Origin of the sequence: Pseudarthrobacter raffinosi (assembly GCF_023913835.1) — a bacterium.
Classification (GTDB): domain Bacteria; phylum Actinomycetota; class Actinomycetes; order Actinomycetales; family Micrococcaceae; genus Arthrobacter; species Arthrobacter raffinosi.
In genome coordinates, this window is record NZ_JAMXBG010000007.1 from 197,009 (window position 1) to 216,573 (window position 19,565).

Below are 19,565 nucleotides of genomic sequence, written 5' to 3' on the forward strand. Positions count from 1 at the left end.
CGGCAGGGTAGCAGAGTCAACACTCGGAGCGCCCACATACCACAGCGTCGTGGCAACAGGGCCCATCCGGCCAGCAGACAGCAGCTGGCCGGTCAAGTCCGGGTCACGGGCCTGCGTAACTCTTCGTTCAGCAGGCCGGTCTGGCCTACAATTTCCAGTAAATAACACTTTGTTGTGCCCATCACATCGGCGCTTACAAGGCGGGCCAACGGTGTCCCTTCCATACGCACGATCTCGAGGAAGGACGTCTTCAATGACCCATCTTCATAGCCCACGTTGGTCCGAAAAAATAGGATCGCAGGGCCCCGTCTCCCCGTTCAAGCGCTTTGCCGCGCTGCCCGAGGCCCGGGGTCTGTACAACCCAGAGAACGAAAAAGACGCCTGTGGCCTGGCGATCATCGCCACGCTCCGCGGCGAGCCCGGCTACGACATTGTCGACGCCGCGCTGACCGCGCTCCGCAACCTGGAGCACCGCGGTGCTGTGGGTGCCGACGAGGGAACCGGTGACGGCGCCGGCCTGCTGATGCAGATCCCGGACGAGTTCTTCCGCGCCGTCACAGAATTCGAACTCCCCGCACCGGGCCAGTTTGTTGCGGGTACCGCCTTCCTGCCTGCCGAGCAGCGCGAAGCCGACGCCGCCAAGGCCGGCATTGAAGGTCTTGCCGCCGATGAAGGCCTGACCGTGCTCGGCTGGCGAGAAGTGCCCATCGTCGCAGACCTCGTGGGCGCCATGGCCCGCGCCTGCATGCCCTACTTCTCACAGCCCTTCCTTGCCTCGGCAACCGGCGAGGAACTGGACCGCAACGAGCTCGACTCACGCGCCTGGCGGATCCGCAAGCGTGCCCAGAATAAGTTCGGCGTGTACTTCCCGTCACTGTCCTCGCGCACCATCGTCTACAAGGGCATGCTCACCACGGCCCAGCTGGAGCCGTTCTACCCCGATCTCTCGGACAAGCGTTTCAAGACCAAGCTGGCGATCGTCCACTCGCGCTTCTCCACCAACACGTTCCCGTCCTGGCCGCTGGCCCAGCCGTTCCGCACCATCGCCCACAACGGTGAAATCAACACCGTCAAGGGCAACCGGAACTGGATGCGCGCCCGTCAGTCCCAGCTCGCCAACCCACTGCTGGGTGACTCCCCGGAAGAGCTGTACCCCATCTGCACCCCCGGCGCGTCAGACTCCGCGTCCTTCGACGAAGTCGCCGAGCTGCTGTGGCTCTCCGGCCGCCCCATCACGCACTCGATCATGATGATGATCCCCGAGGCCTGGGAAAACCACGCCACCATGGATCCGGCACGGCGGGCGTTCTACGAATACCACTCCCTGCTCATGGAACCGTGGGACGGCCCCGCGGCCGTCTCCTTCACCGACGGCAACCTCGTCGGCGCCACCCTGGACCGCAACGGCCTGCGCCCCGGACGCTACTGGATCACCGAAGACGGGCTGATCATCTTCGCGTCCGAGGTGGGCGTGATCGACGTCGAACCCTCCAAGGTGGTCAAGAAGGGCCGGGTTTCCCCGGGCAAAATGTTCCTCGTGGACACCGACGCCGGCCGCATCATCGACGACGAAGAGGTCAAAGCCGAGGTCGCTGCCGCGAACCCTTGGGCCGAGTGGGTCAAGGACAACCTGATCGACCTCAAGGACCTCCCCGAGCGCGAACACGTGGTTCACACCGCCGCGTCCGTCAACATCCGCCAGCGGACCTTCGGGTACACCACCGAAGAGCTCAAGATCCTGCTCGGCCCGATGGCCCGCACCGGCGCCGAGCCGCTGGGTGCCATGGGCTCCGACACCCCGATTGCAGTGCTCTCCAAGCGTCCCCGGCTGCTCTTTGACTACTTTGTGCAGTCCTTCGCGCAGGTCACCAACCCGCCGCTGGACGCCATCCGTGAAGAGCTGGTCACGTCGCTGACGTGCGCCATCGGCCCGAACGGCAACCTCTTGGACACCAAGCAGGTCCGCCAGCCGCAGGTCATGCTGCCGTTTCCCGTGATCAACAACGACCAGCTCGCCAAGATCGCCAACATCGAAACGCCCGACGGCGACCGCGTGGCCATGAAGGTCCGTGGCCTCTACCGCCCCGAAGGTGGCGAGAACGCCCTGCGTGCCCGGCTCACCGAGATCTGCGAGCAGGTGTCCGGCGCGATCAACCGCGGCGTGCAGTACGTTGTGCTGTCCGACCGTGACTCGAACGCGCAGTGGGCGCCGATTCCTTCGCTGCTCCTGGTCAGCGCCGTGCACCATCACCTGCTGCGCAGCGCCAACCGCACCAAGACCGCCCTGGTGGTCGAGGCCGGCGACGTCCGCGAGACGCACCACGTGGCTGTCCTGATCGGCTACGGCGCCTCCGCCGTGAACCCGTACCTGGCCATGGAATCCGTGGAGCAGCTGATCACCGCCGGTGACGTTGTTGGGGTTACCCCGCAGGACGGCGTCTACAACCTGATCAAGGGCCTCGGCAAGGGCGTCCTGAAGATCATGTCCAAGATGGGCATCTCCACTGTTGCGTCCTACACCGGTGCGCAGACGTTCGAGGCCCTGGGCCTCGGACAGGAACTGGTGGACGAGTTCTTCGCCGGCACGCACTCCCAGCTGGGCGGCGTGGGCCTGGACGTTATCGCCGCCGAAGTTTCGGCGCGGCACCAGATGGCCTACCCGGAAGGCGGCATCGAATTGCCGCACCGCCCGCTCCTGGGCGGCGGCGAGTACCAGTGGCGCCGCGACGGCGAGCCGCACCTGTTCAACCCGGAGACCGTCTTCCGCCTCCAGCACGCCACGCGTGAGCGCCGCTACGACATTTTCAAGGCGTACACCAAGGGCGTGGATGACCAGTCCGAGAACCTGATGACCCTGCGCGGGCTGCTCAAGTTCAAGAACGACCGTCCCGCTGTTCCGTTGGAGGAAGTGGAGCCCGTCTCCAGCGTTGTGAAGCGTTTCTCCACCGGCGCCATGAGCTACGGGTCCATCTCCAAGGAAGCCCACGAGACCCTCGCGATCGCCATGAACCAGTTGGGCGGGAAGTCCAACACCGGTGAAGGCGGCGAGGACGTGGACCGCCTGCTGGACCCGAAGCGCCGTTCTGCCGTCAAGCAAATCGCGTCGGGCCGGTTCGGCGTCACCAGCCTGTACCTGACCAACGCTGACGACATCCAGATCAAGATGGCCCAGGGTGCCAAGCCCGGCGAGGGCGGCCAGCTGATGGCGCAGAAGGTGTACCCATGGGTTGCCCGGACGCGCCACTCGACGCCCGGCGTCGGCCTGATTTCACCGCCCCCGCACCACGACATCTACTCGATCGAGGACCTCGCGCAGCTCATCTATGATGCGAAGCGCGCCAACCCCTCGGCCCGTGTGCACGTCAAGCTCGTCTCCGAAGTGGGGATCGGCACTGTGGCGTCGGGTGTCACCAAAGCGAAGGCCGACGTCGTACTGGTCTCCGGCCACGACGGAGGGACCGGCGCGTCCCCGCTGAACTCGCTCAAGCATGCGGGTGTGCCGTGGGAGCTGGGGCTCGCGGAGACGCAGCAGACGCTGATGCTCAACGGCCTGCGCGACCGTGTAGTGGTCCAGGTGGACGGCCAGCTCAAGACCGGCCGCGACGTCGTTATCGCCGCGCTGCTCGGCGGCGAGGAATTCGGTTTCGCCACCGCCCCTCTGGTGGTGGAAGGCTGCATCATGATGCGCGTCTGCCACCTGGATACCTGCCCGGTGGGCGTCGCAACGCAGAACCCCGAACTGCGGGCCCGCTTCACCGGCAAGCCCGAATTTGTGGTCAACTTCTTCGAATTCCTGGCCGAGGAAGTCCGCGAGATCCTCGCGGAACTCGGCTTCCGGAGCATCGAGGAGGCGATCGGCCACGCCGAGGTGCTGGATGCCCGCGAAGCGATCAACCACTGGAAGGCCGACGGCCTGGACCTGGACCCGATCCTGCACGGACTCGAGTTCGACGACGACGCTCCGCTGCGCAACATGACCTCGCAGAACCACGAACTGGACAAGCACTTTGACCAGCGGCTGATCACCATGGCCACGGAAGCGCTGACTGACCGCAGCCCCGTGAAGATCGCGGTGGACGTGATTAACACGGACCGCTCCGTGGGCACCATGCTTGGCCACACGGTGACCAAGACGTTCAGCACGGACGTGCTGGCGCCGGACACCATCGACATCACCCTGACCGGTACCGCGGGACAGTCGCTGGGCGCCTTCCTGCCCGCCGGCATCACGCTGCGCCTCTTCGGTGACTCGAACGACTACGTGGGCAAGGGCCTTTCCGGCGGGCGGATCATCGTCCGGCCGGACCGCACCAACGTGTTCAAGGCCGAAAGCAACGTCATTGCCGGCAACGTGATCGGCTACGGTGCCACCAGCGGCGAGATGTTCCTGCGCGGCCAGGTGGGCGAACGCTTCATGGTCCGCAACTCCGGAGCCACCGCAGTTGTCGAAGGCATCGGCGACCACGGCTGCGAGTACATGACCGGCGGGCAGACGCTGATCATCGGCCGCACCGGACGCAACTTCGGCGCCGGAATGTCCGGCGGTACCGCCTACGTGCTGGACCTGCAGACCACCCAGGTCAACAAGGACGCCCTGCAGTCCGGCGAACTCCAGCTCGTTGAACTCGACGCCGAAGACAGGGACATTGTCCACGGCCTGCTGGTGAAGCATGTCGAGGAAACGGAATCGCTCCACGCGGCGCGGTTGCTGGAGAACTTCGACGATACTGCTGCCCGCATTACCAAAGTGCTGCCGCGCGATTACGCGGCAGTCCTGCAAACCCGTCTGGACGCCATTGAAGAGGGCCTTGACCCTGATGGCGAAGAAGTATGGGCTCGAATCCTGGAGGTGACCGGTGGCTGATCCACGCGGATTTCTTAAAGTACGCCAGCGTGAAACCCAGCCGCGCCGCCCCGTTCCGGTCCGCATCATGGACTGGAAGGAAGTCTATGAGGCCCAGGAAAAGGGTGTCCTGAAGGCCCAGGCCGGCCGCTGCATGGACTGCGGCGTGCCGTTCTGCCACCAGGGCTGCCCGCTGGGCAACCTCATCCCCGAGTGGAACGATCTCACCTGGCGGGACAAGGGCGAGGAAGCGATTGAGCGGCTGCACGCCACCAACAACTTCCCCGAGTGGACCGGCCGGCTTTGCCCGGCGCCGTGTGAGGCGTCCTGTGTGCTGGGGATCAACCAGCCTGCGGTCACCATCAAGCAGGTTGAAGTGTCCATCATCGACGAAGCGTTCGAAAACGGCTGGGTCAACCCGCTGCCTCCGACGCGACTGACCGGAAAGACCGTTGCCGTCGTCGGCTCCGGGCCTGCCGGCCTGGCCGTGGCGCAGCAGCTGACCCGGGTGGGGCACACCGTTGCGGTGTACGAGCGTGACGACAAGATCGGCGGCCTCCTCCGCTACGGCATCCCCGACTTCAAGATGGAAAAGGAGCAGGTGGACCGCCGCGTTGAGCAGATGAAGGCGGAAGGCACCCGCTTCCGCACCGGCGTCGCTGTGGGTACCGACGTGACGTGGGAGCAGCTGCGACGCCGCTACGACGCCGTCGTGGTTGCCACCGGCGCCACCGTCCCGCGGGACCTGCCCATCCCGGGCCGTGACTTCGAAGGCGTGCACTTTGCCATGGATTACCTGGTGCCGGCCAACCGCGTTGTCGCGGGGGAGACGGTGGAGAACCAGATCCACGCCAAGGGCAAGCACGTGGTGATCCTGGGCGGCGGCGATACCGGTGCTGACTGCCTCGGTACTGCGCACCGCCATGGAGCCGCATCCGTGACCACCCTGGCCATCGGCAAACAGCCGCCGGCCGAACGCGCCGGGCACCAGCCCTGGCCCACGTTCCCCACCCTGTTCGAAATGGCCAGCGCCCACGAGGAAGGCGGCGAACGCACGTACCTCGCCTCCACCGTGGAGTTTGTCGGCGAGAACGGCAAGCTTACCGGCGTCAAGGTTGCCGAAACGGAATTCGTTGACGGTAAGCGGCTCCCGAAGGCCGGCACCGAACGGATCATCCCGGCGGACCTGGTCTTCCTGTCGCTGGGCTTCACCGGAGCCGAGCCTGCTGGCATCACCGAGCAGGTCAGCGCCGAATTCGACGGGCGCGGCAACGTGACCCGCGACGGGTACTACATGACCAACACGGAGGGCATCTTCGTGGCCGGCGACGCCGGACGCGGGCAGTCGCTTATCGTATGGGCCATCGCTGAGGGCCGGGCCTGTGCGGCCGCCGTGGACAAGTTCCTCATGGGCAGCACCATCCTGCCGGCGCCGGTGGCTCCGACGGACCGGGCCATCGCGGTTCTCTGACAGCCGTCAGTTCGCCGCGGATTAACCTCCACAACAACTTAACCAATGCAGGACGCTACTAGGGTAGGTATATGAGACGCGCTAAGATTGTGGCCACTTTTGGCCCGGCAATTGCCAGCTTTGAGAACACCCTCGCGGTGTTGGAAGCCGGTGTGGATGTTGCCCGGATGAACATGAGTCACGGTGACTACACCGTGCATGACAACACCTACGAGAATGTCCGCAAGGCAGCAGCCCAGCTGAGCAAGCCTGTGGCCATTATGGCTGACCTGCAGGGCCCCAAGATCCGTCTTGGGCGCTTCGTGGACGGCCCGCACGCCCTCGCCGAGGGTGACATCTTCACCATCACCACCGAAGACGTTCCGGGCACCAAGGAGATCTGCTCCACCACGCTGAAGAGCCTCACCGAGGACGTCAACGTGGGGGATGCCCTGCTGATCGACGACGGCAAGGTGGCCCTGCGGGCGATCGAGGTCGACGACGTCAAAGTCGTTACAGAGGTAACCGTCGGCGGGATGGTGTCCAACAACAAGGGCATCAACCTTCCCGGCGTTGCGGTCAACGTGCCGGCGCTGAGTGAAAAAGATGAGGACGATCTCCGCTGGGCCATGCGCCGCGGTGTTGACATGGTTGCACTGTCGTTCGTTCGCGACGCCTCGGACATCACCCGTGTGCACGAGATCATGGACGAAGAAGGCCGCCGTGTGCCGGTCATCGCCAAGATCGAAAAGCCGCAGGCAGTGGACCAGCTCCACGAGATCATTGACGCCTTTGACGCCATCATGGTGGCCCGTGGCGACCTCGGGGTGGAACTTCCGCTCGAGGAAGTGCCGATCGTGCAGAAGCGCGCCATCGAACTGGCACGCCGCTGGGCGAAGCCGGTCATCGTGGCCACGCAGGTCCTCGAATCCATGATCGACAACCCGCGCCCCACCCGTGCAGAGGCCTCCGACTGCGCCAACGCCGTGCTCGACGGTGCAGACGCCGTTATGCTCTCCGGCGAGACCAGCGTGGGCAAGTACCCGATCGAAACCGTCAAGGTCATGGCCAGGATCATCGAATCCACCGAGGTCCACGGCCTGGAACGCGTTCCGCCGCTGGGCACCAAGCCCAAGACCCGTGGCGGCGCCATCACCCGCGCCGCCGTCGAAATCGCCGACCAGCTGGATGCAAAGTACATCTGTACATTCACCCAGTCCGGCGACTCCGCGCGCCGCCTGTCGCGTCTGCGCCCCATCAGGCCGGTATTCGCGTTCACTCCGTTGGAGCACGTGTGGAACCAGCTGGCGCTGACCTGGGGCATCCAGCCGGTGCTGGTTCCCATGGTGGGCCATACTGACGAGATGACCGCGCAGGTTGACCGCAGCCTGCTCGAAATGAAACTCGTCGAAGACGGTGACCTGGTGATCATTGCCGCCGGGTCCCCTCCCGGAAAGGCTGGTTCCACCAACTCGCTGAAGGCGCACAGGGTGGGCGACTTTGCAGACGCCGGCAGCCTGGGCGACGCCGGCGAAGGTGCCCCCAGGGAGAAGCTCGGCCCCTGGCCAACGGCATAGCAACCTAAAAGGAAGGACCCCTGCCAGTTTGGCAGGGGTCCTTTTCTTTGCTCCGGTGATTGTGCTTGTCCGGTGATTGAGCTTGTCGAAATCCCGACAGGCTCAATCCAGAATCTTTTAGTTGACCTGGTTGATAATGGTTTCGGCAACCTCGCGCATGCTGAGGCGGCGGTCCATGGAGGTCTTCTGGATCCAGCGGAAAGCCTCCGGCTCCGTCAGGCCCATCTTGGTGGTCAGCAGGCTCTTGGCGCGCTCGACGAGCTTGCGGGTGGCGAACTGCTCCTGCAGGTCCGATACTTCGCTTTCGAGGGCCTTGATTTCCTCGTGGCGGGAGAGCGCAATTTCCAGGGCCGGGATGAGGTCGGCCGGGGTGAAGGGCTTGACCACGTAGGCCATGGCGCCGGCATCGCGGGCGCGCTCCACAAGTTCCTTCTGGCTGAAAGCCGTCAAAAGGACCACGGGGGCGATGCGGGCCTTGACGATCTTCTCGGCTGCGGTGATGCCATCCATAATCGGCATCTTGACGTCCATCAGGACGAGGTCCGGCTTGAGTTCCTCGGCGAGCTGCACGGCCTTCTCGCCGTTGTCTGCTTCGCCCACCACGTCATAGCCTTCGCCGCGCAGGATCTCGATGATGTCGAGTCGGATGAGGGTTTCATCCTCGGCCACAATGACGCGGCGCGCCGGCTGGGACGTGGGTTTTGACTCCGTTTGTTCAGTCACGGGATCTCCTTGGAAAGGTACGGCGGGAACATCACCATCTTAGGTGCGCCCGCGGCCGTAGTTTGATCTGCATGGTCTATTGCGGCGTCAGCGGCGCGATTCTGGAATTCAGCCTATCTGCATGTAGAGTAATTCCGCGTACGTGAAGCGATCGCGTTGCTCACAATCAGCTGTGGGCGTACCGGTTTGCACAGCGTATTCCGCGCCCGAGTGGCGGAATTGGCAGACGCGCCGCACTCAAAATGCGGTATCGAAAGGTGTGTGGGTTCGAGTCCCACCTCGGGCACAGTGTTTCCGCAGGTCAGGGGCTTTTTTGGTGTTTCTTCGTGTGGACAGTGTCCACACTCTTGCCTCTGATCTGATGTTCCGGGTGTGTGGGGTCCCGGAAGGCGTATTCGGTTGTGTGGGGGAGCGGCTGACTACGGCGGACCGGGTGCCGCCCCGTGGGGCCTCTTCTGGGAGCTCATCCTCCTTCGTCCTTCCGTTGGGTTTTCGCGTTCACCACTTCATGGTGGCTAGAACCGCCTACAACATGACCTGCTGATTATTTTTTAGATCGACCCAGGGTTGCGGCCGGTCTGGATTTTCCGCTCTGATACCTGTTCATGCAGGAATGCGGGGGGAACGGCATGACATGGCAACTGATCCGGAGCAGATCATGAGCTCGCTGAGCCTGCCCAGGTGGTAGCCGGGGTCGGCTTCGAGGGCGAGTTGCAGGAACTGGTGGGCCTTGCTGCCTCTGCCTTCCCACCAGTTGATGAAGGCGATGGCGGTGAGGATTGGGGCGGAGTGTCTGGTGCTGCTGCGTGTGTATGCGTGCAGCAGCACCTGCTCTGCCCACTTGACCCGGGACCAGTGCGGGTTGCTGTTCGTCTGGGCCAGGAGGACACGGTTCATGGGTTCGTCGATTCCGGGGATGTCCGCCATGAGTTGATCCCGAATGGTGGGGAACTGGAGGCTCGCGATCAGGCTGATGATTTGCTCGTCGGTCGGAAAGGATTTTCCGGCCAGCATTTCCGTCCAAAGCGTCCGGGCCCGGTCCCTGACACCCTCGACGTTCAGGCTCTGCATTGATTTCACGCAAGTTTCCCTCCGTCTCCAGCACAACGTTGTTGTCTTCGCCCGTGCCCTGGTCTCGCCCGTCATCGACGGGCACCCTCTCGGCTGCCACCGGCCGTAGGTCCCGGACCGATCGTGTTCGTCAAGCTCGTCCAGGTCCTCGTGCCCGGCGCCGCCTACGAGAAGATCGCCGAAAGCACCTGCTCGGCCACCACCGTCCGGCACCGGGGAACGGGCACATCGCCGCCGGAATCTTCGAAAAGCTCGAGCAGCTATGCCTGGAAGCCTATGACCGCATCGTCGGCATGGAATTCGTGGACCTGGCCGTGAACGGATGCATCGTCAAAGCCCCCTGCGGCGGCGAGGCCGCGGCCCGGTCCCCGGTGGACCGCGGCAAGTCCGGCACCAAACGCTCCCTGCTGGTCGACGGCAATGGCAACCCCCTGGGCACCGTGGTCGCGGCGGCAAGCGCCACGAGTCGCACAGCTGGCTGACCGGCAAGCCCGAAAACGTTCGCTGATCGCCTACGACCAATGAATCCAATAGGAATTGATCAAATTGCGCCCCTGGGCTCGGCATGCATCTGTTTTCCTCCATCACGCGGGCGGAACAGCCGCGAGTTCCGCGGCTTGGCGCTTCTGCGGCGTCGACGTCGCAAAGCTCGGCTACCAGGGGCGAGACTTCGGATCCGTCGCTGAAGCCGCGGATGTCCCTGCCGGATGGATGGAAGCGTCACCGCCGCCCAGCTTGCCCTCTAAGGCCACAGCATGGGTGCGAGCCCTGCTTTCGAGGTCGCCCGTCGGCTACCTCCCCCGGGCACAAGCGAAGCACAAGCGACGGGCCACCCAAAAGGAACGGCCCGCCGCTTCGCAGCTTTTAGACAGCCAGCAACCGGCAGCCCAGGTCGGTGGCCCTGAACTCGCCGAAGTCGCGCACCACCAGTTCGGCTCCCGCCTCGACAAGCCGTTCTTCCGGGCAGTAACCGCTGAGCACCCCCACGGGGACACAGCCTGCTTCCGCGGCGCAGCGCATGTCATACTCTGTGTCGCCGAAGTACAGGGCTTCGCCGCCGTCCCGGAGATCTGCCAGCACCCGGGCTTTGTCCGCGGCTTCAGTAACGACGACGCCGAACCGGTCCTCGAGGTCAAAAGTCCTCAGTTCGGCCAGCAGGTACCCGGGCCCTGCCGCCGATATGACCGCACACATCTCGCCGGCCGCATTGAGCTCGGCCAGAAAGCCCGCCGTACCGGCGCGAAGGGGCGCTGGCTGCGAAGCCATGGCCGCGTTCCATTCCGCAATGGCGGCCGGCACGTCTCCGGCGCGAACGCCAAGCTTCAGGAACATCTCGTCCATCGGCAGCATGAACTTGCGATCAAACTGATCCGGGCTGATCTCCTGTCCTCCCACCAGCCGCAACGCCGCATTGGTTGCACCACAGGCACGGCCTGCGTCGTCGGCAATGGTGCCGTTCCAGTCGAAAAGGTATTTCATACAGCGGCCGACAATGCAGCGGCTGTCAGTCCCAGTTCGGAGGCCATGCCCGCCTGGAGCCCGCCAGGGCCGTGGAAAACGTGGATCTTCTCCGGATCAGACCACACCCCAACACGGGAATGCAGCTGCGGGCGCTCAGCGGAGCGGCAGGACAGGAGGAGCACCGAGCCGCCCAGGTCCACATGAACGGTCCTGAGCGGGCCGTTGGGCTCGATCAGGATCACTTCGCCTTCCGTAGTCCAGGCGTTGCCGCGCTCAGGTCGTCCAAGGCGGACGTCCTCAGGCCGGACGCCCAAGACAACGTTGCCCGTCAGGCCTGCGTTGCTGGCGTCCGTGGACACGCGTCCGTAGGCCGTCTCCAGCGCCCCGGATTCCGAGCGGACCGAGGAGAGGAGGTTCATCGGCGGCGCTCCGATGAACCCGGCAACGAAGGCCGAGACGGGAGAATCGTAAAGCTCGTCCGGAGTGCCCAGCTGCACGATGCGCCCGTTGTCCATCACGGCAATGCGGTCGGCCATGGACATGGCGTCCTGCTGGTCATGGGTGACGGTCACGCCCGTGGCGCCCTCCTGGCTGATGAGCTGGTGGATTTCGGCGCGCAACGAGATATGGAGCTGGGCATCGAGTCCGGACATGGGCTCGTCGAGGAGTACGACGCCGGCATGCCGGGCCAGTGCGCGCGCCAGGGCAATACGCTGGCGCTGGCCGCCCGACATCGCCTTCGGGCGCCGGTGAAGCAGTTCCTCGACTCGCATCCGGGAGGCAACCTCGCGTGCCCGCTTCTCCGCCTCCTGCTTGGACAGGCCCAGGCCGTGGCGCAGCCCCAGGGTGATGTTGCCCAGGGATGACAGGTGCGGATACAGGGCGAAGTTTTGGAAAACGATCGACACGTCGCGCTGGTGGGCGGGCACGCCCGCCTGGTTCTTGCCGTCCAGTTCCACGGTGCCCTCGTCAGGGTGTTCGAGCCCGGCGATGATCCGCAGCAGGGAGGACTTGCCGGATCCCGAGGGTCCCAAAATGGAGAGGTTCTCCCTGTCCCGGATGGACAGAGTGACGCCGTCGAGCGCCGTCACGTCGCCGAAGCGCTTGGTGATGTTGGTCAGTTCAATCGCTGTCATGGTTACTTACCCAGCATGGAGTTGATGGACTTCGCTGTGGCGGGCACAACCTCGTCGGCCGGCTTTCCGGTGGCAAGCTGCTCCATCATGGTGCGCACGGTGTTGATGATCTGGGCCGTCTGGGCTCCTTCGAAACCGCCCCACACCGTCAGCGGCTTGTCGTAGGTCCACGCGTACCGCATCTGGGGAGCGATGTTTTCTCCCTTGAGGAGCTCTTCGGTGGCAAGCTTGTTGACCGGAATGTAGCTGTAGTCCTTGCCGCTGCTCAGGAGCGAGGCCTCCTTGGTGAGCATCTCAGTGATCATTGCCTGGGAGAATGCTGCCTTGCAGGAGTCCTCGGAGATGACCACCCAGCCATTGCCGCCCGCAGGCAGGTCGCCCTCGGGTCCGTTGAGTCCGGGAAGGTCGATGGGCGTCCAGTCCAGGTCCTTCGGAGCTTCCTTGGCAACCTTCACAATGCGGGACGTCGTGGCCATATGGAAGGCGAGGTTCCCGGCGACAAACTGTGCCTGGCCGTCATCCATGCGCACATTCAGGGACACTTTGTCCTCCGCCAGACGCGAGAGCAGCCCGATGGCCTCGCGGCCCTTCGGGGTGTCAAAACCGAACGACCCATCCTCGGCCACGTACTTTTCGCCGGAGGACTGCACCAGTGCCTGCGAGAACCAGTCCGGAAGATCATCCGAAGAGATGTTGATGCTGGGCTTGCCGGTCTTCTCGGTGACCTTCCTGGCGGCTTCCTCCAGTGCTGCGAAATCCTTGATGGACGCCGGATCGGTAATGCCGGCTTCAGCCAGCAGCTTCTTGTTGACCAGCATGGTGGGCGTGGAGATCTGAAACGGTGCAAGGTAGGTGGTGCCGTTGACTTCCCCGGCCGTCAGGAACTGCTTCTGGTAACCCTCAGGAAGTGTTGCAGGGTCCAGCGGCGCGGGGTTGTAGCTGTCGGTCCAGAACCGGAGCTGGCCCAGGCCCGTCATGATCAGGTCCGGCCGCTTACCCACTGCTGAATCCGCGACGATCTGCTTGGTGAGGTCGGAATAGTTACCGCTCTGGGCGGCGACGGCATCGATCTTGAGGCCGGGGAACTTCTGTTCCATGACCTTCTTTGCGTGGTCGACGGCGGGCGTGCCCTGGGGGGCGAACGCCAGTTTGATGGTGGTTTCCTCCGGCTTGCACTGGTCGATGGCGGCTGCAGCGGCGACAGAGCCGCCGGAGCCGGACTCAGCACCTCCGCAGGCCGAGAGGCTTAGGACCGTCACGGTGGCGAGCGCGGCGGTGGCAAGGATTTTGTGGCGCATGGGGATTCCTTCGTGTGATTTGGGAGGTCTGTAGATGGGGGTGGGGAGGGGTTACGGAGTCAGCCGGCGACTTCGGTGCCGGCCATACCGCGGACAAAGTGACGCTGGGCGAGGAGGAAGAGGATGACCACAGGTGCGGTCACGATAGCGGCGGCGGCCGCGAGTGCGGGATAGTCGAAGCCGGTGTCGGCATTCTGGAAGATCGCGAGGCTGAGCGGCGGGGTCATGATGGCCGGGCTACGTGCCACCAGGAGCGGCCAAAGGTAGTCGTTCCAGTGGGTGAAGATCGACAGCATGGAGAAGGCGGCTATTGACGGAGCCGAGATCGGCACGACCACTGAGACAAGGGTCCGCAGTGGGCCCAGCCCGTCGGTCTCTGCCGCCTCCATAATGGCCTCCGGCACCGCCATCATCTGCTGGCGCAGCATGAAGATGCCGATGGCGCTCGTGACGAACGGCAACACCAGGCCCAGCCGTGTATCGCCCAGGCCGAGCAGGTTCAGCCCCACGAAGGTTGGGATCATGGTGGCCTGGTGCGGGATGAGGAGGCAGGCCAGCACCAGGCCGAGGATGAGGCCGGCGCCGCGGAACCGGAACTTGGACAGCGCGTAGGCGGCCGGAATGCAGGTCAACAGCTGCAGGACTAGGATGCCGAGCGTCACCGCGATGCCGTTGAGCATGGCCTGGCCCAGGTTCGCCTTGTCCCAGGCCCGGGTGAAGTTTGAAAAGTCGAATTCGACGGGGATGAGGCTCAGTCCCGTGGTTGTCAGGCCCTCCGCGGGGGCCACTGCCGTCCGCACCATCCAGTAGAAGGGAAACAGTGCCAGTGCCGCCGCGAGGATGCCGAGGGTCGTAGCCAAAGCTGTGTGGACTTTGTTCAGTTTGGTCATGGGGTTTCCTTGGTACGCCGCGGACGTCCGATGATGCCGACGGCAAGCAGCAGGGCGATCAGGATGAAGGAGATGGCGGATGCTTCGCCGATCCGGAAGTACTCGAAGCCCACCTTGTGGGCCGCGGTCATGGCGGTTTCCGAGCTTCCCAGTGGGCCGCCCTTGGTCATGACGTTGACGATTTCAAAGACCTGGACGGCGCCGGTGATGGACAGGACCGTGACGAACACCACGGTGGGCCGAAGCATCGGCAGGATGACCGTCCGCAGCTTGGTGAAACCCCGGATTCCTTCGACGGCCGTCGCTTCGTGGATGGAGGACGGGATGGTGGTCAGCCCTGCCATGAACAGCAACATGCACAGGGACGTAGCCCGCCACAGCCCCAGCAGAATAACGGTGAACAATGACGTATCGGCTTCATCCAGCCAGTTCACCGGGGCGAGGCCGACGATCCCGAGGAGCTGGTTGGCGAAACCGCCCTGGAACGCGAAGATCCATTTGAACACCACGGCCATGGCCACCATGTTCGCCGTCATGGGCAGAATGAGGGCGGTCTTGGCGAGCCAGCTCCCGCGGCCCATCTTTTCCATGAGCAACGCCAGCAACAGCCCCAGCACAATGGACGGGATGATCGTGGCCAGCGAATACACCAGCGTGTTCCACGCCGCCTGATGGATCAGCGGATCTGCAAAAACCTTGAGGTAATTATTGATGCCCGCGTACTTCCATGAACCCCCGGACAGCGGGATAACGAAGAAGCTCCCGATCAGGGACAACAGGGCCGGCCCGTAGACGAACAGCAACAGGGCCGCCAGAGCGGGGAGCAGCAACAGATACGGCGTCAGGGACGGCCTGGAGTATCCAGAAGTGGGGGCCTGCTTGCCTGTACGGCCTCCGGGAGCCGGCGTTGCGGCTGCGACCTTCGCCGCCGAACGCGTCAGCAGGCTCATGATCCGGCTCCCAGATTAAGCGCGAGCAGCCCGCCGTCGACTCCCACCGTGAGGTAGCTACCGCCCCCGGCGGCGACCAGCGGGGCTGCGAGGGGGACCCCGACGTCGTACGTCCCGGCCGGGGTGCCGTCCAGTCCGTAACGGCGGATGACGCCGTCGAGCCCTGGCAGCAGCAGCGTTTCGCTGGACTCTTCGTAGGCAGGGGCGGCCATGACGGGGTTTGCCTTCATGCGGTAAGCCGTCATGGGGAACGGAGCCAGCCCATCCACTGCTGCATCCCACAGCTGCCCGCCGGTCTCCTTGGCCAGCATGCGGAGACCACGGCCGGTCACGGTGACCACGTATCCGGCGGGGGTGATGACCGGGGTGGAGGGGCTGTAGCCGCCTTCATGCTGCACGGTCCACTGCGCGGAGCCGGTCTTCCGGTCCAGCTTGGCCGTGCTGGAGATCGCCGGTACCAGGAAGCTGTCCTGCGCAGCGTCGTAGGCCGCGGTCCCGGTGACCCGGAGGTTCCGGGCGGCGTCCCACGGGTCGTCCTGCAGTAGGGGCATGGGCCAGATAGACTCCCCGGTGTGGAGGTCGACGGCGATCGGCGAGTTCGGCGTCGGCCAGAACCCCACCATCACCATGGTGCCCACGATCGCGGGGCTGGAATGCGTGACGATGTTGTGGTGGGGGGACAGATCGGTGCGCCGCCACAGGACCTCTCCGGTGGCAGCGTCCAGGGCGCGGAGGTCGCTCTGGTCGCCGAGCACCACGATGCCCGCCGATTCCACTGGTGACTGCCAGGCGAAGCGCCGGTACGGGTCCGTGGAGGGCGTCGTCCACAGCCGCTCACCGGTTCCGGCAGCCAGGCCCGCTACCGCACCGTTGACCTCGGCAACCACCACGACGTCGCCAACCAGGACCGGACGCGTCTTGACGGCGGACCCGGTGGGCGCCGACCACAGAAGCCGGCCGCTTTCAGCGTCGAGCGCCTCTACCGTCCCGGCAGGGCGGTCCTCAATCTGGGAGCCGGCAAAGATCTGGTCCCCCGCCAGGGCGAGCCCGGCGCGGTGGCCGGCACCGGCCAGCTGATGGCGCCAGCGGACCAGCGAACTGCCGGATTTGGCGTCATATCCTGCGACGGTGGCCTTGTCGACGTCGAACGCGTGTTCCGGGTTGTGCAGGTAGTGGGCCGGCATGGTGCGGGTGTTCAGCTCCAGGCTCGTGCCGTCCCACACCACTTCGCGGAACATCGGCGGGGAATAGTCCAGGCCGGCAAAAAACGGGGTGGGGCTGTTGACGTGCAGGACGCCGTCGATGTCCACGACCCGGGACGTGTGCCAATGGCCGGAGAAGGTGGCCAGCGGCTTCCGCGGGAGCCGGTCCATGACCGGATGCCCCGGCTGGTCATGCATGCACAGGATGTAGGGGGTATCGTCCCCGGCGGCCGCGAGATCATTGCTGAGCCATTCCTCCTGGACCGTGTGGTCTAGTCCGAGCTCGTGCGTGTGCCAGTCCATCACCACCACGTGCAGGCCGGCAACACCGTAGGAGAACCACCGCGGGCCCACCAACGACTCGTACAGTCCCGGGTCGCCATCGTTGACGATGTAGTTGTTGCGGGAAATGCGCCCTGCCCGTCCGGCGTGCATGTGGTCGTGGTTCCCGGGAACCAGGTTGACGGGAACCTGGGCATCAGCCACAGCATCCAGCAAACCGGCAAACTCCTCCGGAGATCCGTGGTCCACCAGATCGCCGGTGACGATCACGGAGCGGCTCGCCGGCGAAAGCTGAGGGAGGTCCTGAATGAATTCCTTCAGCTGGTCAGGCGTTGTCAGGCGTCCTTTGTCGAAAGCCCACTGGTCGGGCTGAGCCATGTCGATATGCGTATCGGTGATGTGCATGAACTGGTACGGGAGGGATTGCTCCGTGGCGTGCAGTTCGAAGACGAGCTCCGTGCTGTTGCCGGCATTGGCGGGAACCCGCCTGAACCAGTGGTCCGTATGCCACCCGGTGGGACGGGTCAGGGTGATGAATGAGCCGAAGGTTTCGACAGTGAAAGTGCCGTCCGCTCCGGTGGCCACGACGTCCCGACCGTTTGTGACGGCGACGCCGGGAAGCGGCATTCCTTCTGCCGCGATGACACGGCCGGTGATGATTGTGGGCATGAGGTCTCCAGGATTGAGCGGAATATTCTGGGAATTGCGCTAACTGCGATGAAGTTGGGAGAGGATGTCGTTGCTGGCGGACAATGCGGCCATGCGCTGATGGGATCCATGGGTCAGCAGAACCACGATGGCGTCCAGTACAGCCAGGTGCACCACACGGCTGGTCATGGCATCCACCCGGTAGGCCGTTTCCTGACTGCCCGCCACCACTGACAGATCCACGAGGTCAGTCAGCGGTGTTCCGGTAAAGCTGGTAACCGCCACCGTCGCTGCCCCCGCTGCCTTCGCCGCACGGGATGCTGCCAGTGTTTCCGTGGTGGAACCCGTATGGCTGACGATCAGGCAGGCATCCTCCCGGGTGAGGCGGCTGGCCATGATGTTCTGGATATGTGCATCGGCGACAAACACAGCATCGACTCCCACCAAGGCAAGCCGATACGCCACATCCGCGGCCAACGGAGCTGACGTGCCGATGCCCAAAACCAGGGTTCTGCGTGCTCTGCCGATACGGGCCGCAACTTCTGCCACGCTGCCGTGGTCAATGTTCCCCGCGGCAGACTGTAACGCCTCGGCCGAACCGAGAACCACCTTGCGGCTAACGGTCCGTTCATCGTCATCGGCCTCGATATCGGCAAGCTGCACAGTTTCGGACGGCGACTCGCGGGTCAGAACCAGCTTGAGGGCCTGGAAACCGGCCAGGCCCATGCTTTGGCAGAACCGTACTGCGGACGCGGACGAAACTCCTGCCTCAGCCGCGAACTGGCCGATCGACTGATTGATGATGTTCTGCGGATCTCCCAGAATGGCACGGGCGATACGCAGCTCCACGGCGGAAAACGAGGCCAGGTTTTCCCGGATGGACTCAAGGAACTGGGTCTGGTGCTTGGCGGGGACTTTGATTTGTTGCGTGCTCACAACTTCAAGTTAGGTGGCTGAGTCAACGGGCGAGAACACCGGAGGTAAACGAAGAAAAAACATTTCACAAAATGGTCAGCTGTGAAATTTACGTTCACGCTGTGCCCGGAATAGTGCGCATCCATGCAACGGCCCACAGAATGCGGCACATCTTCCGGGTGTGGCGGGCCCACTCACTGGGAGACGAGGCATTGGAGCGGCTTTACGTGGCGGAGGCACAGCACTTCTCCGGCGCGGAAGCTGCCCCGCCATCGTTGCCCAACTGGCCACGTGCCGAGGCCACTTCGGCATGGCCTTCTGGAACCCCACACTGCTCCGCTGCGAAGCTGACCTAGTTCCCTGCGCCTGAAGTTCGTTTCAGAAGTCTGCCGATTGATTCGAGAATTTGTTCAGCGGTCTTGGTCCAGATGTATGGTGTGGGGTTTTCGTTCCATGTTTTGACCCAGTTGCGAATGTCGGCTTCGAGGGCCTGGACGCTGCGGTGGTCGCTGCGGCGAAGGAGGTCTTCGGTGACGAATCCGCGCTCGACTTGGTTCAGCCAGGAGGAGTAGGTGGGGGTGAAATGGATGTGGAACCGCGGGTGGGCCTGGAGCCAGTTCCTGATAGTCGGGGTTTTGTGGGTTTGGTAGTTGTCGCAGATCAGGTGCACGTCCAGGTCCTCGGGGACCTGGGCGTCTATCTTGACCAGGAAGCTCCGGAACTCGGTGGCGCGGTGCTTCCGGTGAAGACTGGAGATCACGGAACCATCCGCGGTGTTCAGTGCGGCAAACAAGGTCGTGGTCCCGTGCCTGACGTAGTCGTGGGTTCGTTTCTCGGGCGTCCCAGGCATCTGAGGAACGCAGCCGGGATCATGCGGCTTTCGGCCGATCGGACCATGAAGGGGTGAAGAGGAGGTGAAATCGTTATGCAAAGCCTGGAGACTCAGTGCGCCGTGCGGGTGTGCCCGGAAGTCCCTAACGAGCGCGGGCAGGACCAGGTTTCGGCCGAGGTTGATCTGAGGTGTGTCAAGGATGTGAGACAGTCGCGTAGTTTCTTTTTGGTCAGGCAGCCGCGGGAAGCGGTTGCGCGGTTGGCGTGAAGGCCGCCATTGCGGTGGCC

At 64.2% G+C, this 19,565-nt stretch carries 12 protein-coding genes, 1 tRNA gene and 2 pseudogenes; 5 read left to right on the forward strand and 10 right to left on the reverse strand.

What is annotated here, in order from left to right; genetic code table 11:
* Positions 1-253 precede the first annotated feature (253 nt).
* The 3 genes from gltB (at position 254) to pyk (ending at position 7,870) form a co-directional block, all read left to right on the forward strand.
* Entirely contained in the window at positions 254-4,864 is a 4,611-nt protein-coding gene (gene gltB, locus NG697_RS09435; protein WP_252609190.1) for a glutamate synthase large subunit, read from the forward strand.
* Positions 4,857-6,314, forward strand: coding sequence for a glutamate synthase subunit beta (locus tag NG697_RS09440; RefSeq protein WP_252600222.1), 1,458 nt, complete (start codon positions 4,857-4,859; stop codon positions 6,312-6,314). The genes gltB and NG697_RS09440 overlap by 8 nt, the downstream gene beginning before the upstream one ends.
* 71 nt (positions 6,315-6,385) lie before the next feature.
* Positions 6,386-7,870, forward strand: a complete 1,485-nt coding sequence (pyk, locus tag NG697_RS09445; protein WP_252600223.1) for a pyruvate kinase — start codon at positions 6,386-6,388, stop codon at positions 7,868-7,870.
* A 117-nt stretch (positions 7,871-7,987) separates the two neighbouring features.
* Here pyk and NG697_RS09450 read toward each other — a convergent pair whose 3' ends face one another.
* Positions 7,988-8,593: an ANTAR domain-containing response regulator gene (locus NG697_RS09450; protein WP_056345656.1), complete on the reverse strand. Its 606-nt coding sequence runs from the start codon at positions 8,591-8,593 to the stop codon at positions 7,988-7,990.
* A 204-nt stretch (positions 8,594-8,797) separates the two neighbouring features.
* Between NG697_RS09450 and NG697_RS09455 the strand changes: the two genes are divergently transcribed.
* Positions 8,798-8,879, forward strand: a tRNA-Leu gene (locus NG697_RS09455).
* 317 nt (positions 8,880-9,196) lie between these two features.
* On the opposite strand, the gene NG697_RS09460 is transcribed toward NG697_RS09455, so the two are convergent.
* Positions 9,197-9,739: a DUF4192 family protein gene (locus tag NG697_RS09460; protein ID WP_509908523.1), complete on the reverse strand. Its 543-nt coding sequence runs from the start codon at positions 9,737-9,739 to the stop codon at positions 9,197-9,199.
* On the opposite strand from NG697_RS09460, the pseudogene NG697_RS09465 reads away from it, so the two are divergent.
* Positions 9,723-10,122, forward strand: a pseudogene (locus NG697_RS09465) (transposase family protein); the annotation flags it as partial. The gene NG697_RS09460 and the pseudogene NG697_RS09465 overlap by 17 nt on opposite strands.
* A 406-nt stretch (positions 10,123-10,528) precedes the next feature.
* Here the strand turns inward: NG697_RS09465 and NG697_RS09470 are convergent.
* From NG697_RS09470 to NG697_RS09505, 8 genes and pseudogenes are all read right to left on the reverse strand, one after another.
* On the reverse strand, positions 10,529-11,143 hold the full coding sequence (locus tag NG697_RS09470; protein ID WP_252603511.1) for an HAD family hydrolase: 615 nt from the start codon (positions 11,141-11,143) through the stop codon (positions 10,529-10,531).
* On the reverse strand, positions 11,140-12,261 hold the full coding sequence (locus tag NG697_RS09475; protein WP_252603509.1) for an ABC transporter ATP-binding protein: 1,122 nt from the start codon (positions 12,259-12,261) through the stop codon (positions 11,140-11,142). Before NG697_RS09475 ends, NG697_RS09470 begins: the two co-directional genes overlap by 4 nt.
* A 2-nt stretch (positions 12,262-12,263) precedes the next feature.
* Positions 12,264-13,559 carry an extracellular solute-binding protein gene (locus tag NG697_RS09480; RefSeq protein WP_252603506.1) on the reverse strand — a complete coding sequence of 432 codons (1,296 nt, stop codon included), beginning with the start codon at positions 13,557-13,559 and terminating at the stop codon, positions 12,264-12,266.
* A gap of 59 nt (positions 13,560-13,618) precedes the next feature.
* On the reverse strand, positions 13,619-14,449 hold the full coding sequence (locus NG697_RS09485) for a carbohydrate ABC transporter permease (RefSeq protein ID WP_252603504.1): 831 nt from the start codon (positions 14,447-14,449) through the stop codon (positions 13,619-13,621).
* A complete protein-coding gene (locus tag NG697_RS09490; protein ID WP_252603503.1) occupies positions 14,446-15,399 on the reverse strand; it encodes a carbohydrate ABC transporter permease in 954 nt (317 codons plus the stop codon). The genes NG697_RS09485 and NG697_RS09490 overlap by 4 nt, the downstream gene beginning before the upstream one ends.
* On the reverse strand, positions 15,396-17,552 hold the full coding sequence (locus NG697_RS09495; protein ID WP_252603501.1) for an outer membrane protein assembly factor BamB family protein: 2,157 nt from the start codon (positions 17,550-17,552) through the stop codon (positions 15,396-15,398). Before NG697_RS09495 ends, NG697_RS09490 begins: the two co-directional genes overlap by 4 nt.
* 39 nt (positions 17,553-17,591) lie before the next feature.
* The gene (locus NG697_RS09500; protein ID WP_252603498.1) at positions 17,592-18,467 is read right to left on the reverse strand and encodes a MurR/RpiR family transcriptional regulator; all 876 of its coding nucleotides are present in this window, start codon (positions 18,465-18,467) and stop codon (positions 17,592-17,594) included.
* A gap of 331 nt (positions 18,468-18,798) precedes the next feature.
* Positions 18,799-19,302 (reverse strand): annotated as a pseudogene (locus NG697_RS09505) (IS630 family transposase); the annotation flags it as partial.
* Between the last annotated feature and the right edge of the window lie 263 nt (positions 19,303-19,565).

Excerpts from the sequence above, each read along its gene's own strand:
- NG697_RS09490 (WP_252603503.1), bottom strand. The coding sequence starts at position 15,399 with ATGAGCCTGCTGACGCGTTCGGCGGCGAAGGTCGCAGCCGCAACGCCG.
- NG697_RS09460 (WP_509908523.1), bottom strand. The coding sequence starts at position 9,739 with ATGACGGGCGAGACCAGGGCACGGGCGAAGACAACAACGTTGTGCTGG.
- gltB (WP_252609190.1), top strand. The coding sequence starts at position 254 with ATGACCCATCTTCATAGCCCACGTTGGTCCGAAAAAATAGGATCGCAG.
- NG697_RS09485 (WP_252603504.1), bottom strand. The coding sequence starts at position 14,449 with ATGACCAAACTGAACAAAGTCCACACAGCTTTGGCTACGACCCTCGGC.
- NG697_RS09495 (WP_252603501.1), bottom strand. The coding sequence starts at position 17,552 with ATGCCCACAATCATCACCGGCCGTGTCATCGCGGCAGAAGGAATGCCG.
- NG697_RS09470 (WP_252603511.1), bottom strand. The coding sequence starts at position 11,143 with ATGAAATACCTTTTCGACTGGAACGGCACCATTGCCGACGACGCAGGC.
- pyk (WP_252600223.1), top strand. The coding sequence starts at position 6,386 with ATGAGACGCGCTAAGATTGTGGCCACTTTTGGCCCGGCAATTGCCAGC.
- NG697_RS09480 (WP_252603506.1), bottom strand. The coding sequence starts at position 13,559 with ATGCGCCACAAAATCCTTGCCACCGCCGCGCTCGCCACCGTGACGGTC.
- NG697_RS09475 (WP_252603509.1), bottom strand. The coding sequence starts at position 12,261 with ATGACAGCGATTGAACTGACCAACATCACCAAGCGCTTCGGCGACGTG.